The 15,109-nt window shown below is 69.3% G+C and carries 18 protein-coding genes; 13 read left to right on the top strand and 5 right to left on the bottom strand.

The genetic code is table 11. From position 1 onward, the window contains the following. Nucleotides 1-76: 76 nt before the first annotated feature. The gene (locus ACFO5K_RS10475; protein ID WP_378559713.1) at nucleotides 77-1,093 is read left to right on the top strand and encodes a glutathione S-transferase family protein; all 1,017 of its coding nucleotides are present in this window, start codon (nucleotides 77-79) and stop codon (nucleotides 1,091-1,093) included. Between the two features lie 6 nt (nucleotides 1,094-1,099). Here the strand turns inward: ACFO5K_RS10475 and ACFO5K_RS10470 are convergent, their stop codons facing one another. Next, nucleotides 1,100-2,023: a D-alanyl-D-alanine carboxypeptidase family protein gene (locus ACFO5K_RS10470; RefSeq protein WP_378559710.1), complete on the bottom strand. Its 924-nt coding sequence runs from the start codon at nucleotides 2,021-2,023 to the stop codon at nucleotides 1,100-1,102. 145 nt (nucleotides 2,024-2,168) lie between these two features. Between ACFO5K_RS10470 and ACFO5K_RS10465 the strand changes: the two genes are divergently transcribed. From ACFO5K_RS10465 to ACFO5K_RS10450, 4 genes are all read left to right on the top strand, one after another. Further along, the gene (locus tag ACFO5K_RS10465) at nucleotides 2,169-2,573 is read left to right on the top strand and encodes a Fur family transcriptional regulator (protein WP_378559788.1); all 405 of its coding nucleotides are present in this window, start codon (nucleotides 2,169-2,171) and stop codon (nucleotides 2,571-2,573) included. A gap of 48 nt (nucleotides 2,574-2,621) precedes the next feature. Beyond that, on the top strand, nucleotides 2,622-4,850 hold the full coding sequence (gene katG, locus ACFO5K_RS10460; RefSeq protein ID WP_378559707.1) for a catalase/peroxidase HPI: 2,229 nt from the start codon (nucleotides 2,622-2,624) through the stop codon (nucleotides 4,848-4,850). Nucleotides 4,851-5,005: 155 nt separating this feature from the next. After that, entirely contained in the window at nucleotides 5,006-5,281 is a 276-nt protein-coding gene (locus ACFO5K_RS10455; RefSeq protein WP_378559704.1) for a GlsB/YeaQ/YmgE family stress response membrane protein, read from the top strand. A gap of 37 nt (nucleotides 5,282-5,318) precedes the next feature. Beyond that, nucleotides 5,319-5,465, top strand: a complete 147-nt coding sequence (locus ACFO5K_RS10450) for a hypothetical protein (protein ID WP_378559701.1) — start codon at nucleotides 5,319-5,321, stop codon at nucleotides 5,463-5,465. A 144-nt stretch (nucleotides 5,466-5,609) separates the two neighbouring features. Here ACFO5K_RS10450 and ACFO5K_RS10445 read toward each other — a convergent pair whose 3' ends face one another. Continuing rightward, nucleotides 5,610-6,554 (bottom strand): helix-turn-helix transcriptional regulator, encoded by a 945-nt coding sequence (locus ACFO5K_RS10445; protein ID WP_378559698.1) that lies wholly within the window; start codon nucleotides 6,552-6,554, stop codon nucleotides 5,610-5,612. A 356-nt stretch (nucleotides 6,555-6,910) separates the two neighbouring features. Between ACFO5K_RS10445 and ACFO5K_RS10440 the strand changes: the two genes are divergently transcribed. After that, nucleotides 6,911-7,387 carry an STAS domain-containing protein gene (locus tag ACFO5K_RS10440; protein WP_378559695.1) on the top strand — a complete coding sequence of 159 codons (477 nt, stop codon included), beginning with the start codon at nucleotides 6,911-6,913 and terminating at the stop codon, nucleotides 7,385-7,387. A 24-nt stretch (nucleotides 7,388-7,411) separates the two neighbouring features. Beyond that, complete coding sequence (locus ACFO5K_RS10435; RefSeq protein ID WP_378559692.1) at nucleotides 7,412-8,341, top strand: anti-sigma factor RsbA family regulatory protein; 930 nt, start codon at nucleotides 7,412-7,414, stop codon at nucleotides 8,339-8,341. A gap of 1 nt (nucleotide 8,342) precedes the next feature. Here the strand turns inward: ACFO5K_RS10435 and ACFO5K_RS10430 are convergent, their stop codons facing one another. Next, complete coding sequence (locus tag ACFO5K_RS10430) at nucleotides 8,343-8,849, bottom strand: flavin reductase family protein (protein WP_378559689.1); 507 nt, start codon at nucleotides 8,847-8,849, stop codon at nucleotides 8,343-8,345. Between the two features lie 212 nt (nucleotides 8,850-9,061). On the opposite strand from ACFO5K_RS10430, the gene ACFO5K_RS10425 reads away from it, so the two are divergent. The 6 genes from ACFO5K_RS10425 (at nucleotide 9,062) to ACFO5K_RS10400 (ending at nucleotide 12,090) form a co-directional block, all read left to right on the top strand. Beyond that, the gene (locus ACFO5K_RS10425) at nucleotides 9,062-10,018 is read left to right on the top strand and encodes a YihY/virulence factor BrkB family protein (protein ID WP_378559686.1); all 957 of its coding nucleotides are present in this window, start codon (nucleotides 9,062-9,064) and stop codon (nucleotides 10,016-10,018) included. 12 nt (nucleotides 10,019-10,030) lie between these two features. Next, nucleotides 10,031-10,444 (top strand): phage holin family protein, encoded by a 414-nt coding sequence (locus ACFO5K_RS10420; RefSeq protein ID WP_378559683.1) that lies wholly within the window; start codon nucleotides 10,031-10,033, stop codon nucleotides 10,442-10,444. After that, complete coding sequence (locus ACFO5K_RS10415; RefSeq protein ID WP_378559680.1) at nucleotides 10,441-10,818, top strand: DUF3618 domain-containing protein; 378 nt, start codon at nucleotides 10,441-10,443, stop codon at nucleotides 10,816-10,818. Before ACFO5K_RS10420 ends, ACFO5K_RS10415 begins: the two co-directional genes overlap by 4 nt. Nucleotides 10,819-10,922: 104 nt before the next feature. Beyond that, nucleotides 10,923-11,258 (top strand): hypothetical protein, encoded by a 336-nt coding sequence (locus ACFO5K_RS10410; protein WP_378559677.1) that lies wholly within the window; start codon nucleotides 10,923-10,925, stop codon nucleotides 11,256-11,258. 126 nt (nucleotides 11,259-11,384) lie between these two features. Beyond that, entirely contained in the window at nucleotides 11,385-11,810 is a 426-nt protein-coding gene (locus tag ACFO5K_RS10405; protein ID WP_378559674.1) for an Hsp20/alpha crystallin family protein, read from the top strand. A gap of 70 nt (nucleotides 11,811-11,880) precedes the next feature. Continuing rightward, nucleotides 11,881-12,090: a hypothetical protein gene (locus ACFO5K_RS10400; protein WP_378559671.1), complete on the top strand. Its 210-nt coding sequence runs from the start codon at nucleotides 11,881-11,883 to the stop codon at nucleotides 12,088-12,090. 65 nt (nucleotides 12,091-12,155) lie between these two features. Here ACFO5K_RS10400 and ACFO5K_RS10395 read toward each other — a convergent pair whose 3' ends face one another. Further along, on the bottom strand, nucleotides 12,156-12,839 hold the full coding sequence (locus ACFO5K_RS10395) for a PAS and ANTAR domain-containing protein (protein ID WP_378559668.1): 684 nt from the start codon (nucleotides 12,837-12,839) through the stop codon (nucleotides 12,156-12,158). Nucleotides 12,840-12,859: 20 nt separating this feature from the next. Next, nucleotides 12,860-14,920 carry an AMP-binding protein gene (locus ACFO5K_RS10390; protein WP_378559665.1) on the bottom strand — a complete coding sequence of 687 codons (2,061 nt, stop codon included), beginning with the start codon at nucleotides 14,918-14,920 and terminating at the stop codon, nucleotides 12,860-12,862. Nucleotides 14,921-15,109 lie beyond the last annotated feature (189 nt).

Here is a 15,109-nt window from a genome sequence, read left to right as displayed (position 1 = left end):
TCGCCGTAGTGACCGGAACTCGATTTCTGGTCATCAGCCTACAGCACGCCGTCGGCGAATGTGCGAGACTGAGAGGGTGAGCGATGCCGATGCGGGTGCGGGCAGCTACGTCGAACCGGGCGAGTTCCGCCGCGACACCAACTACATCACCACGCGGATCACCGCCGACGGCCGTGACGGTTACCCCGTCGAGCCCGGTCGTTACCGGTTGGTCGCGGCCAGAGCCTGCCCCTGGGCCAACCGCACGTTGATCGTGCGCAGGCTGCTCGGGCTCGAACCGGTGCTGTCACTGGGCCTGTGCGGGCCCACCCACGACAAACTCAGCTGGACCTTCGACCTGGACCCGGGCGAGGTCGATCCCGTGCTGGGCATCCACTACCTGCGTGACGCCTACCTGGCCCGTTTCCCGGACTACCCGCGCGGCATCACCGTGCCCGCGATGGTCGACATCGCGACCGGTGAGGTCGTCACCAACGACTACGCGCAGATGACCCTCGACTTCTCCACCGAATGGGTCCCCTACCACCGATCCGGCGCGCCGGAGCTGTACCCGGAAGCGCTGCGCGAGCAGATCGACGAGATCAACCGGGACGTCTTCCGCGACATCAACAACGGCGTGTACCGCTGCGGTTTCGCCGGCGACCAGGACGCCTACGACGCCGCCTACGAACGGCTCTTCGCCGCACTGGATCGGGTCAGCGATCGGCTGCGCACCCAGCGTTACCTCGTCGGCGACACCATCACCGAGGCCGATGTGCGGCTGTTCACCACCCTGGCCCGCTTCGATCCGGTGTATCACGGGCATTTCAAGTGCAACCGGAGCAAGCTCAGCGAGATGCCGGTGCTGTGGGCCTACGCCCGAGACCTGTTCCAGACGCCCGGTTTCGGCGACACCATCGACTTCGGCCAGATCAAAGAGCACTACTACGCGGTGCACCGCGACATCAACCCCACCGGGATCGTGCCGGTGGGGCCGGACCTGTCGAACTGGCTCACTCCGCACCACCGGGAGGAACTGGGCGGACAACCGTTCGGCGACGGCACCCCACCGCCCCCGCCGGTCGCCGCCGAGCAGGTGCCCGGGATCAGCTGAGACCGATCAGTTTCCGGCGGGTTGCAGCACCGACAGGATCGGGTCGTAGGCCCAGTCGAGCATGCGTGCCGCGTCGTCCTTGGCTGCGGCGCTGCTGTGGTCGGAGCTGTGGAGGACCACCCCAATCACGGGGATGCCCGCCCGGACCGTCTCGAACAGCAAGCAGTGTCCGGCGGCGTTGGTGTTGCCCGTCTTGATGCCGATGGCGCCGGGGTACTCCTGCAGCAGCCGGTTCGTGGTGCGCCAGTGGTGTTCCTGGTTGGCCGGGCCCGTCGGCACGTGGAAATTGTGGGCGCCGACGATCTCACGGAACACCGGCAGGGCCATCGCGCGCACCGCCAACGCGACCAGGGCGGCCGGGGTGGAGTGGGTGGAGTGGTCGGTGGGAGTAGGCAAGCCGCTGGGGTCGGCGAAATGGGTACCGCCCATGCCCATCACGCGCGCGGTGTCGTTCATGCGGGCCAGGAATCCGCCCTGGCCGGGGCCGAAGGATTCGGCCAGGGCGTAGGCGGCGTCGCAGCCAGAGGGCAGCAGCAGCCCGTAGAGGAGCTGACGTGCGGTGAGCACCTCCCCGGGCGCCAGGCCGGCGGTGCTGCCGTTGTGCTGGGCGCAATAGCCGATCGCCTCCTGGGGCACGGTGACCGGGCGTTCGAGGTCGCCGCTCGCGATGACGACCACCGCGGTCATCACCTTCGCGATGCTGGCGATCGGGACCGGGGTGTGGGCTTCGCGCGACCACAGGACCGTTCCGGTGAACCCGTCGGCCAGGGCGGCGCCCGCGGCCTGCAAACCGTCCGGGCCGTGCGCGGCCCATGGCAGGAGCGGATGGTCGGCGCTGCCCGTGGGCGCGGCAGCCGCAACGCCGTGACCAGCGGTGACGATCACAACCCCGGCGACAATGGCGTGCAACATCCTGGGAAATGTGCGCATCGCCACATTCTGTCCCACAACCACGGGAACCTGTGGGATTTGCGACCGTGCTGCTGCGTGGACGAACCGGTTCCAGCAAATACTTGACTGATTCAAGAAAGCGGGGAAGACTACGACCGTGCCCACCGACGCGGAGTTCCAGCAGATGCTGCGGGGAGTTTCGCTGCGCGTGACCGCACCGCGTGTGGCGGTGCTGAGCGCAGTCGAGGATCACCCGCACGCCGACACGGATTCGATCATCCGGGCCGTGCGCGCGCACCTGCCTGCGGTGTCGCACCAGGCGGTCTACGACTCCTTGCGCACCCTCACCGCGGCCGGTCTGCTGCGGTGCATCCAGCCGCGCGGCCTGGTGGCCCGCTACGAATCGCGGGTGGGCGACAACCATCATCACGTCATCTGCCGCGAATGCGGGTCGATCGGCGATGTCGACTGCCACGTCGGCGAAGCGCCCTGCCTGACCGCCTCCGACGACCTAGGCTTCGCAATCGACGAGGCCGAGATCATCTACTGGGGCCTGTGCCCCGACTGCGCGACCCCACCGTCCACCTGACACGACTCTGCTCGCACTTTTGCACCACCCCGTCCAGGAAGGAATATCGTGACCTCCGATAGCCGCCCACCCAATCCTGACACCGAGACCCAGAGCACCAGCGAGAGCGAGAACCCGGCGATCCCCTCGCCGCAGCCGCAGCCGCACCGCCCGTTGTCCAACCAGGACTGGTGGCCCGAGCAGATCGACGTGTCGGTACTGCACGCGCACTCGTCCAAATCCAACCCGCTCGGCGAGAACTTCGACTACGCCGCGGAATTCGCCCAGCTCGACGTCGAAGCGCTCAAGGCCGACGTCGCCGCGGTCCTGACCGATTCGCAGGACTGGTGGCCCGCCGACTACGGCAACTACGGCGGCCTGTTCATCCGGATGAGCTGGCACTCCGCGGGCACCTACCGGATCGCCGACGGACGCGGCGGCGGCGGGCAGGGCGCACAGCGTTTCGCCCCGCTCAACAGCTGGCCCGACAACGCCAATCTCGACAAGGCCCGTCGTCTGCTGTGGCCGGTGAAGCAGAAGTACGGCAACAAGATCTCCTGGGCCGACCTGCTGGTGTTCACCGGCAACGTGGCCCTCGAGTCGATGGGGTTCAAGACCTTCGGCTTCGGCTTCGGCCGCCCCGATGTCTGGGAGCCCGAGGAAGTCTTCTGGGGCCCGGAGGACACCTGGCTCGGCGACGAGCGCTACGGCGACAACCGCCAGCTGTCGGGTCCGCTGGGCGCGGTCCAGATGGGCCTGATCTATGTGAATCCCGAAGGCCCCAACGGCAGGCCCGATCCGGTGGCCGCCGCGCACGACATCCGCGAGACGTTCGGGCGCATGGCGATGAACGACGAGGAGACCGCGGCGCTGATCGTCGGCGGCCACAGCTTCGGCAAGACCCACGGTGCGGGCGACCCCAACCTGGTGGGCCCCGAACCCGAAGCCGCGCCGCTCGAGCAGCAGGGCCTGGGCTGGAAGAGCTCCCACGGCACCGGTAAGGGCAGGGACGCCATCACCAGCGGGCTCGAGGTGGTCTGGACGTCCACACCGACCCAGTGGAGCAACGGTTTCCTGAAGAACCTGTACGGGTTCGAGTGGGAACTCACCAAGAGCCCGGCCGGCGCCTGGCAGTGGAAGCCGAAAGACGGTGCGGGCGAAGGACTTGTCCCCGACCCGTTCGACGGCCCCGCCCGGACGCCGACGATGCTCACCACCGACCTGGCGCTGCGCGAGGACCCCGCCTACGGCAAGATCACCCGCCGCTGGCTCGATCACCCCGAGGAGCTGGCCGAGGCGTTCGCGAAGGCCTGGTACAAGCTGCTGCACCGCGACATGGGCCCGCTCAGCCGCTACCTGGGCCCGTGGGTGGCCGAGCCGCAGCTGTGGCAGGACCCGGTGCCCGAGGTCGATCACCCGCTGGTCGACGAGCAGGACATCGCCACGCTGAAGAGCACCGTGCTCGATTCGGGGCTGACGGTCGCGCAGCTGGTGAAGACCGCGTGGGCTTCGGCGGCGAGCTTCCGCAGCACCGACAAGCGCGGCGGCGCCAACGGTGCCCGGATCCGGCTCGAACCCCAGCGCAACTGGGAGGTCAACGAGCCGGGCGAACTGGCGAAGGTGCTCGAGGTGCTCGAGCGGATCCAGCAGGACTTCAACACCTCCGCCACCGGTGGCAAGCAGGTGTCGCTGGCCGACCTGATCATCCTCGCCGGCTCCGCGGCGGTCGAGAAGGCGGCCAAGGACGCCGGCCACGCCGTCACCGTGCCGTTCCACCCGGGCCGCACCGACGCTTCCCAGGACAGCACCGACGTCGACACCTTCGACGTGCTCGAGCCGCGCGCCGACGGGTTCCGCAACTACGTGCGCCCCGGGGAGAAGGCTCCGCTCGAGCGGCTGCTGCTCGACCGCGCGTACATGCTCGACGTGACCGCCCCGCAGATGACGGTGCTGATCGGCGGCATGCGCGCGCTCGGCGCCAACTACGGGGGCAGTGCGCACGGTGTGTTCACCGACCGGCCGGGCGTGCTGAGCAACGACTTCTTCGTCAACCTGCTCGACCAGAACACGCAGTGGCAGGCCGCGGAGTCGGCGGAGAACGTCTACGAGGGCCTCGACCGGAGCACCGGTGCGAAGCGGTGGACGGCCACCGCCAACGACCTGGTGTTCGGTTCGCACTCGGTGCTGCGTGCGGTGTCGGAGGTGTACGCCCAGAGCGACGCGGGCGAGAAGTTCGTGCGTGACTTCGTCGACGCCTGGGTCAAGGTGGTCGACAACGACCGGTTCGACCTGCGCTGATCCACCCGGAGCCCCGGCCGGCGCGACGCGTCGGCCGGGGCTCTTTCGTGTGGTTTCACGATGCGCTGATTGACGGTGTGGCGCCGGGGTATGTCGCTGTCGAGCGAGCGCCCGCGTGGGGTGCTCGCCTGCACCTGTGGATGATAGGAGAAGCCATGCTCGGTCTCGGTATCCTCGGCTGGATCATCATCGGCGGCATCGCCGGGTGGCTCGCCAGCAAGATCATGAAGACCGACGCCCAGCAAGGAATCCTGCTCAATGTCGTCGTCGGTGTGATCGGCGGTCTGCTGGGCGGATTCCTGCTCAAACTCCTGGGCGTCGACGTCGAAGGCGGTGGGCTGTGGTTCAGCTTCTTCACCTGCATCGTCGGCGCGGTGGTTCTGCTGTTCCTCGTCGGTCTGGTCACCGGCAAGCGCGGCGCTTCGCGATGATCTCGCGGTAACAGGTCCCGACTGCAACGGAGGATTCATGGTCTCGCACGACATCATCGCGCAACTGCGACAAGACATCACCACGGCCGGTGACGCCGGGGACGAGGAAACGGTTCAGCGGCTCCGTGCCGAACTGGCGAAGGCGCTGGAACAGAACGACGAGGACCGGAGCAAGGGCGAGTAGTAGGGCTCCGGACCCGAGACGACGGCGGCGACCGGGAATGTATCCCGGTCGCCGCCGTCGTTGTCACCGAGGCGTCCGGGCCGCACGTCGGGGCGGGCGATGTCGCCGTGGAACTCGATGAACTCCGCTGTGGCACACAGGTGCTCAGTCGCGCAGGGTCTGGCCCGGTGTGCGGCCGTAGTGGCGGCGGTAGGCGGTGGCGAAGCGGCCGGGGTGGGGGAAGCCCCAGCGCCGGGCGACGGCGGCGACGGTCTGGCCGTCGCCGGGCGCGGCGGCCCTGAGCTGTTCGTGGGCCGCGGCCAGGCGCAGACGCTGCAGGTACTCGAGCGGCGTGGTGTCGAGGTGCCGGCGGAACGCGAGTTGCAGGGCGCGGGGCGTGACGAAGGCGGCGGCCGCCACGTCGGTGATGGCGACCTTCTCGCTCAGGTGCGACTCCAGATAGGTGATGGCGCGGCGCACGGTCTCCGGATGCGCGTCGCGGCGGTCGGTGCCGGTGGGTTCGCTCGCGGCCGTGGTCGGGAGGGTGGCCAGGACCGTCGCGGCGAGGTAGTCCGCGGCCGAGGCGGCGGTGAGCGGACTGGTCGCGGTTTCGGGGTCGGCGGCGATCTGTTGCAGGTGGGTGAGCACCCGGCGCAGTCGCCGCCCGGCCGCGGGGCTGATGGGCCGGTGCCCGTTCACCCGCACCCGGCCGCCGCCCTCGGCGATGGTCAACCGGTCCAGGATCACCGGGTCGAACAGGGTGATGTCGTAGCGGCTGGTCCGGACGACACCGGAGAACGGGAGGTCGTGGGTGGTGAGTACGCCGGTCTGTCCCGGCGCGAAAGTGTCGGAGCCACCGGCGGACCGGTGCTGCTCGACCCGGCCGGAGTGCACGGTGACCAGGCACACCCGACCCAGCGGTTCGGCGTCGTAGGTCATGTCGAATCCCAGATCGAGCTGGTCGAAGTTCACCGTGCCCAGTGCCGCGCGGCGGATACGGGCACGCACCCGGCGCGCGCCGTGGTTGCCGATCCGCACTCGCGTGTAGGCGTCGTTGAGGAACGCTTCGGTCGCGGCCAGGTCGTCGCTGTCGAAAGGCGGGTTGCGCATGGCTGCTCCCTCCGCAGACTCGTAGTGAGAGCACGCCTCGGCGTCGGGCACTGCCGCGCCCGTGTGCTTGCTCGCTTCAGATTACCGGCTCACCGAAGCGCGACTCACCCGCCGCCATACCTCGGTCTCACGGCGTGTCGATTCCGTCCCCGGCGGGCGCGGGTCGTGCGGCAGTACGAAAAGCGAAACCACGACTGCCGCGGGGCGGGTCGGAAAGCGAACACCTCGGCGTCGGGCCGGTGACGATGCGGGCCAGTCGCCGGGCTCGTGCTGGAATGAGGCATCAGCCGATCTTGAGCGCACAGGACGGCTGGGCGGCGCCCTTGTCGTGCCGGTGGGCGAAGAATTGAGTTCGTGTGAACAGCCGTCCCGAGGAAACCCGCCGCTCCCCCGCGACGGCCGACACGCCAGAGGCGTGCCGTCGGCTGGGAGCTGTCATCGAATCCGCCGGATCGGTCGTGGTCCTCCACGCCAGCGGCGAGGTCGATGCCTACACACTGCCGCGCTGGCAGAACCTGCTCGGTACCGCCGCCGCGGACGTCGAGCCCGCCGGGCACCTTGTGCTCGACCTGGGTGAACTGGTGTTCCTGTCGATCCGCGCGATCCTGGATCTCGCCGAGTGCGCGCGCCGCCTGCGCGCACGCCGGGTCACCGTGCATCTGGCCGACCCCTACGCGCCGGCCACCGTCGCGCGCGTGCTCGCCGCGGCGCAGATGACCGAGTGGCTCCGCATCCACCGTGACCTGCCCACCGCGCTCGCGGCGACCGTCGGCGACAGCGAACCGGACGACACCGTGGCGCCCACCGGAACGGAGTTCCCCGATGTGCGATAGCCCCACGTCGTTCTACGGGCCCAGATGACCCCGATATCCGCGGACTCGGCGTTCGGCCACCCAGCGCTGTTCTACCGCGGCCCCCAGGACTACACCGCGCAGACCGTGGCGTTCCTGCGCGAGGGGCTGGCGGCCGGTGAGCCGATAGCCGTGGCGGTGCCGGGGCCCAACCTCGCACTCATCGAGGGCGGGCTGGGCGCCGCGGCCCGTGACATCCTGTTCCTCGACATGACCGAGGTCGGCCGCAATCCCGGGCGGATCATCCCGAAGGTGTTGCGCGGCTTCGCCGATGCCCATCCGCGCGGACGGGTGCGCATCATCGGCGAGCCGATCTGGGCCGAGCGCACCAGTGTGGAGTACCCGGCGTGTGCGCAGCACGAGGCGCTGATCAACGCCGCTTTCGCGGGCCGGGCGGTGACCATCCTGTGTCCCTATGACCAATCCCGCCTGGGCGCGACCGCCCTGGCCGACGCCCGGCTCACCCACCCCACCGTCATCAGCGGCGGACGCGAGCAGACCAGCGACGACTACGACTGGCAGGCCGTCGTGGCCCGCTACAACGAGCCGCTGCCGCCCGCGCCGAGCGCCGCGCGATTCGCTTTCGGCTCGAGCGAATTGCGTGCGGTGCGGCAGTTCGCCCGCGACCGGGCCACCGCGTGGGGCATCGAGGGGGCGCGACTCGCGGACGTCGAATTGGCCGTCGCCGAGTTGACGACCAACAGCGTGGTGCACGGTGGCGGCCGGGGCACCTTCGCGACCTGGACCGAGCCGGGGCAGGTCGTGTTCGAAGTCCGCGACAACGGGCGGCTGACCGACCCCCTGGCGGGGCGCCGACCCCCGGATCCGGGTCAGCTGGGCGGCCGGGGCCTGCTGCTGGTGCACTATCTGGCCGATCTCGTGCGCACCCACACCAGCCGGGACGGCACGACGATCCGCTGCTACCTCGACCGCTGAGTCAGGCCTCGTGCCCCGGCGGCAGATCGGCCACCGCGTGCAGACGCAGCACAGCGCCGGAATCGGCGCGCGGCGGCTCGCCCGCGGCCACCGGGTCGAGCAGTATCCCGAGGTGGTCGCCGAGATCGAGACGTTCGATGATGCGGGCGGCGAACCATCCGGTGGCAGCGCGCAGAATCGGCAACCCGTGCGGGCCGGTGTCCCAGTCGCAGTGGGCGAACTTGTCGGTCCGGTCACCGGTGGTGGTGGCGAACAGTCGCGCTACCGCGAAGTGCTGCTCGGTGAGCAGGTGCACCGCGAGATACTCTGCGGCATCGGCGATCTCGCGAGTGTTGTTGTTCTTCGACAGGCCGACCAGGAAACGGCGGGGGCCGATGCTCACCTGGGTGGCGAAGCCGATCAGGCACCCGGCGCGCTGCCCGCCGGCGACGGTGGTGACGACCCAGACCGGACCGTCGGCCGTGGCGATCACCGCGTCGAAGGACTCCTCGAGGTTGTCCGCGCCCATGTCAGCCGAGCGTCTCGGGTGAAGGTGCCGACGTGACGCCGGGTCGCGGCGCCTGCCGAGCCCGGGCATTCGGCTTCGCTGTCATGGGACCTCGATCCTGGCTTGGGTCTGGGCCGTCACATGGGCGTCATCAGGGGGTCGAACCTACCGCACCGGCATCGTTTGGCACCTGCGATGCCGGGTAAGCGGCCCACGATCGGGAGGAGTACCGGATGTCGGACAGTGTCGTGCAGCGTCGGCCCCTCACCCCGGATTGGTCACACGGGCCCTCGGTGCTGCGGGCGCGGTCGTGGTGGGGTGTGTTGCGCCGCACCGTCACCGAGTTCCGCGCCGACCACCTCACCGACTGGGCCGCCGCGCTCACCTATTACAGCGTGCTGTCGCTGTTTCCCGGCATCATCGTGCTCACCGCGCTGCTGGGGTTGCAGGGTACGGCGGCGACCGATTCGCTGATCCGCACCATCGAGCAGCTGGGCGCGGGAGCCGGGCCCGACCTGCTCGTCAACGCCATTCGCGAGTTACAGGGTTCGCGCTCGTTGGCCGGTCCGCTGGCGATCCTGGGTCTGGTGACCGCGCTGTGGACCGCGTCCAGTTATCTCGGGGCCTTCATCAGGGCGGCCAACGCCATCTACGACACCGATGAGGGCCGCCCGCTGTGGAAGACCCTGCCGCTGCGCGTCGCGCTGACCGCCACCATGGTGGTGCTGATCGCCGTGTGCGTGATCGGGGTGCTGTTCACCGGCCGGTTCGCCCACGGCGCGGGTCAATGGCTCGGGGTCGGCTCGACCGGTGTGCTGATCTGGGACATCGCCAAGTGGCCGGTGCTGGCCGTACTGATCAGCCTCGCGTTCGCCCTGCTGTACTGGGCCGCGCCCAACGCCCAGCAGCCGGGTTTCCGCTGGCTCACGCCGGGCAGTGCGCTGGCGGTACTGCTGTGGATCGCCGCCTCGGCCGGCTTCGCGGTGTACGCCGCCAATTTCGGTTCCTTCAACAAGGTGTACGGCTCGCTGGCCGGCGCCGTCATCTTCCTGGTGTGGTTGTGGTTCAGCAATATCGCGGTCCTGCTCGGCGCGGAGTTCGATGCCGAGCTGGCCCGCGGGCGCCGGATCGAACAGGGGCAGCCGCCCGAGCACGAGCCCGTCCTGCCGCACCGAGACACACCCGAATAAGGAGGTAATGCCATGGCGCACATGCGCAGTGCCGGACCCGAGCACACCCGGTCGGTGACCGAACTGGTCGATGACGCGACCCAGCAGATCAGCCGGCTGGTGCGCGACGAGATCGGTTTGGCCCGGGCCGAGATGCAGGGCCGCACGAAGGGAATCGCTCGCGGCGCCGGAATCGCCGGTGCCGGTGGGCTGCTCGCCTTCTACGGCGGCATCGCCCTGACCGCCGCCGCGGTTTTGGCGCTCGCGCTGGTGCTGCCGCACTGGGCGGCCGCGCTGATCGTGGGCGCGGCGCTGGTGGTGGTCGGTGGCGGGCTGGGGTTGCTCGGCAAGAAGAACGTCACCGAGTCCGCGCCGCCGGTGCCGCGTGAGGCGGCCCAGGGCGTCAAGGAAGACATCGACACGATCAAGGACGGGAGACAGCGATGAACGAGTCCAACGATCCGGAGGCGCTGCGCCGCGACCGTGACCAGGCCCGGCGCGAACTCGGTGAGACGGTCGCCGAACTCACCGACAAGCTGGACGTGCCCGCGCGCACGAAGGACAAGGTCACCGACGCGAAGTTCCAGGCGCTGGCCACCGCGGACCAGGCCCGGGAGAAGGCCGAACAGGCGCAGCTGGCAGCCAAGGAGAAGACCAGGCACGCGGCCGAGAAGGTCGAGTCCTCGGTGCCTCAGCCGGTGGCCGAAGGCGGTAGGCAGGTCGCCGAGGTTGCCCGCAGGCAGCCGGTGCCGGTCGCGGCCGTGGCGGCGGTGGCGGCCGGGGCGCTGGTCTGGCTGATCGCGCGACGGCGGCGGTCGTGACAACGCCGCACCAGCCCGGCGGCCGCTGCCCGGTGCGCTAGCCGGATTGAGCCCCGGCACGGCGGGTAAGGCCGGGTTACACCGGATCCGGGAGGAGAGATCGAATGACATATTCGGATGGAGAGCACGGTGCCGTGCGGCGCGACGCGTTCGGCGAGGGGCAGTCCTTCCCGCCCGACCCGGCTCGGACCACGCGCACTCACGCCGGCGAGGGTATCGAGGACGGCTACAACTTCCCCGGGATCATCCTGTGCGCGCTGGGCGTCATCGCGCTGGGACTGTGTCTGACGGCCACCGGGTACGGCTTCGCCGGCTGGGCGACGATCAGCGGTATCGCGGCCGTGGTGCTGGCCGGGGCTGGGGTGATCTGGCTGCTGCTCGAGCACCGGCGGGTCAAGGCCAAGGAAGGACTGGAGCTGACCGATCAGCGCGGACACTGATCCGCTGGTGGGGCGGCCGCCACCGCTTGCACTCTCCTGTGGAGAGTGCTAAAAATAATTTGTGCCTGCTGGCATAGATAACCTGACATCGCTACGAAGAAATGGAGTGTGTTGGAGGTGGCGACCATGCTGATGCGTACCGATCCTTTCCGCGATCTGGACCGTTTCACGCAGCAGGTGCTCGGCACTGCGGCCCGTCCGACGGTGATGCCGATGGACGCCTGGCGCGACGGTGATCAGTTCCTGGTCGAGCTGGATCTACCGGGCATCGACCCGAACTCGCTCGATCTCGATATCGAACGCAATGTGGTGACCGTGCGGGCTTCGCGCCCCGAGCTGGACTCCGGGCGGGAAATGCTCGCCGCCGAACGGCCACGCGGGGTGTTCAGCCGCCAGTTGTTCCTCGGCGAGAGCCTCGACACCGACCACATCCGCGCCGACTACACCGACGGCGTGCTGCGCCTGGCGATCCCGGTGGCCGAGAAGGCCAAGCCACGCAAGATCGAGATCGAACACGGCAACGGGCACCGACCACAGGCCATCAACGCCTGATCGCGTCGCTATTCCGTCCCCGGGGCGGGCCGCTGACCGGCCCGCCCACTCGTCACCGAGGAGGTCGATCATGTCCACGATTCCGACGCGCGACGTCGCCGACTTCGCCGAACAACTCGCTTTCGTCGACGACACCGACCACGAGGCCGGCGCCGACCTCGATGCGCTGGTGGCGCAGTCCGACCCGGTACGCACGGGGTTCGGCGCCGATCCCGCCGATCGGTTCGAGCAGTGCCTGACCGTCCCGATCCCCGATGACGACTATCCACTGGCCTACTGATCCCCGACACACTTCTGCCCCGCCCGAGATCTCGTGCGGGGCAGAAGTGTGTACGCCGAAGGTGGTCAGCTGGTGCGCACGCGCTGGTGCCCGGTCAGCAGCAGATGATCGAAACGAGTACGCGCGCCGGGGAGCTGGGGGTTGAGTGCGCGGACGTCTTCGACGAGCTGCGCGGCGAGCTCGCGCAGTTTGACGTTGCTGTCCTGGGAGCGCCACTGCAGCACCCGGAAAGCTTGTTCGGCGCTGATCCCGTACATGAGGATCAGCGCGCCCTTGGCCTGTTCGATCGTCGCCCTGGCCTCGATGAGTTCGGGCACGGTCTCGTCGAGGGTCTCGCGACGCTCGGCCTCGAGCCGCTCGGTGACGTCGATGTAGTAGCCGGTCGTGCCGATCACGGCGCCGTCGTCGTCGAGCAGGTGATCGCCGACGATGATCACCTCGTGGGTCTGCCCGGCGGTGTCCACGATCCGGTGCCGACCACACACCGGGTCACCGGCCTCGAGGGCGGTGTTGATCGCCGCGGCCAGGTCTTCCTGGTCGTCGGGATGTTTGTGGGACAGCAGCAACTCGGTGGTCGGCTCCACCTCACCGGGCTCGTAGCCGTACATCGCGGCGAGGTCGTCGGACCATTCCCACCGGTTGTCGGCGAACCGGAACCGGAACGAGCCGACGCCGGTACAGGCCTCCGTACCGATCACCGTGCTGATCGCGGTGATCGCCTCGGGGACCGGTTCTTCAGTCGGGTTCACTCCTCGAGTATCGTCGCCGCTCACCCGGTGAGCCCGTCGGGGTCGATCAGCAGACGTTTGAGCACCTTGCCGGTCTCACCACGTGGCAGCGCGGTGAGGAAGGTGACGTCACGGGGGACGGAGAACCGGCTGAGGCGATTGCGGACATAGGAACGCACCATCTCCGGATCCAGCCCCGAGCCCTCGTGTTTCACCAGGAAAGCGGCCAGCCGCTGGCCGAATTCCCGATCGGGCACCCCGACCACCGCCACATCGCTGACCTGCGGCAGATACGACAGTGCCTCCTCCACCGGGCGCGGGAACACGTTCTCGCCGCCGGAGATGATCATCTCGTCGTCGCGTCCGGCCACGAACAGCCTGCCACCGGCATCGAGATAGCCCAGATCACCGGTGTCGAGCATGCCGTCGGACTCCTCGGGCGGCGCGTCGCTGACGTAGCCGTCGAAGAGCATGTGGTTGCCGACGAAGATCCGCCCGATCACCCCGACCGGAACCGGGCGGCGCTCGGCGTTCAGGACCGCGATCCGGGTGCCGAGCGGTGGGCGACCGGCCGTGGTCGGCGCGGCGCGCAGATCCTCGGGCCCGGCCACGCTGGCCCAGGACACCTCGGTGGAGCCGTAGAGGTTGTAGAGGACATCGCCGTAGTCACCGAGGAACCGGTCCACCGTGGCGGCGGCCAGCGGCGCACCGCAGCTGACCACGTGCCGCAGACTGCTCAGGTCGTAACGGCCGCGCACCTCGGCGGGCAGGTCGACCAGGCGCTGCACCATGGTCGGTACCGCGATCAGTGTGTGCACCCGGTGCTCGGCGATGCGCGCCAAGCACTCCTGGGCGTCGAAGCCCTGGGTGAGGACCACGGTGGCCCGGACCGCGGTGCTCAGTTGCAGCGCCGACAGACCCCAGGTGTGGAACAGCGGCGCCGGAATCATCATCGTGGACCCCACGTGGATGGGGATGCGCGACAGCAGCGCGACGAGGGTGTCGAAACCCTTGGCATGTGGTCGCCGCGCGCCCTTGGGAACGCCGTTGGTGCCCGAGGTGAGCACGATCTGACGGCCGGCCACCGTGGGCACCGGGAAGTCCGTGCGGCCCATCGCGATGAGGTCGTCGATCGTGATCCGCGACGGGTCGGCGGGCAGGTCGTCGGTGACGAAGCGCGGCAGATCGCGGTGCAGGTACTGCACCAGGTGCGCCAGCGCGGTGTCGACGAACAGCGCCGAGAGCCGGTGCCGCTGCACGATCTCCTCGATCCGCCGCCCGGACAGTCCGGCGTTGAGCAGCGCGACATCCACCCCGAGTTTGCCCGCGGCGACCATGGTTTCGACCATGCCGCAGTGGTTGGCGGCCAGCAGACCGATGGCGTCGCCCGAGCGCAAGCCCACCTCGTACATGGCGGCGGCCAGCGCGGTGGTGCGTTTGTCGGTTTCGGCGAAGGTCGCGGTGCTGCCGTCGTCGATCAGCGCGAGCTGATCGGGGCTGTGCGCGGCACCGGCGGCGTAGCCACCCGCCAGGTTGAAGCCCCACCGGTACAGCGAGCGGAGTTGCCGGGCCGAGGTCAGTGGTGGGGCCACCAGCCCCGACTGGACCGCCCATTTCACGAGTTCGGACTTGCGCCGCACCGGCGCCCGGTGTCCGTTGGCCACCAACGACGTGCGCGCGCCGCGCACCACGTCGGCCGCGCGGCGCAGCCCGTCCCCGACCCAGCCACTGATCGCCGAGTCGGTGGCGCCCGCGAGCGCGGGGTGCAGGCGGGGCGCGGCGCAGACCGTCACGCTCGCCCTGGTGCGTTCCTCGTCGCCGGTGAGCCGGATCAGGGCGAAGCCGGCGGATTCGGGGTTGCGCAGTTCGAAACTCTCGTACCACCGCCCGACGGTCACCACGAGCGCGCAACTGCGCACACCGACGGCCGGGTCCCCGATACGCACCTGCCACACGGTGGCGCCGTCGGGGTCGCGTAGCGGTTCACAGCCACCGATGCCGGTCCACAGTCGCGGGTAGCTCTGCGGTTCCAGCAACACATCCCACAGCGCCCGGCGCGGGACGGAGAAATCCACGGTCACATCGACGACATCACTGGGCACTTGTGCGCGCTTCCCTCTGCCCGGCCACACTGCCGGGTAGTGCCTGTTCGCCGCGGCCTCCGTGCCGCGACGGTGCCCGTTCCGCAGGCACTGCACCAGGAGTCATCGTCACCCACCGGGCCCGTGGCCGAACGAAGATTCTGAGTATTTCGGCGACAGAACGAAACAAGTCGGCCACCGATGTGAGCT

The sequence above is a fragment of the Nocardia halotolerans genome (assembly GCF_042650145.1).
Classification (GTDB): Bacteria; Actinomycetota; Actinomycetes; order Mycobacteriales; family Mycobacteriaceae; genus Nocardia; species Nocardia halotolerans.
This window is presented reverse-complemented; position numbering and strand designations above follow the sequence as displayed.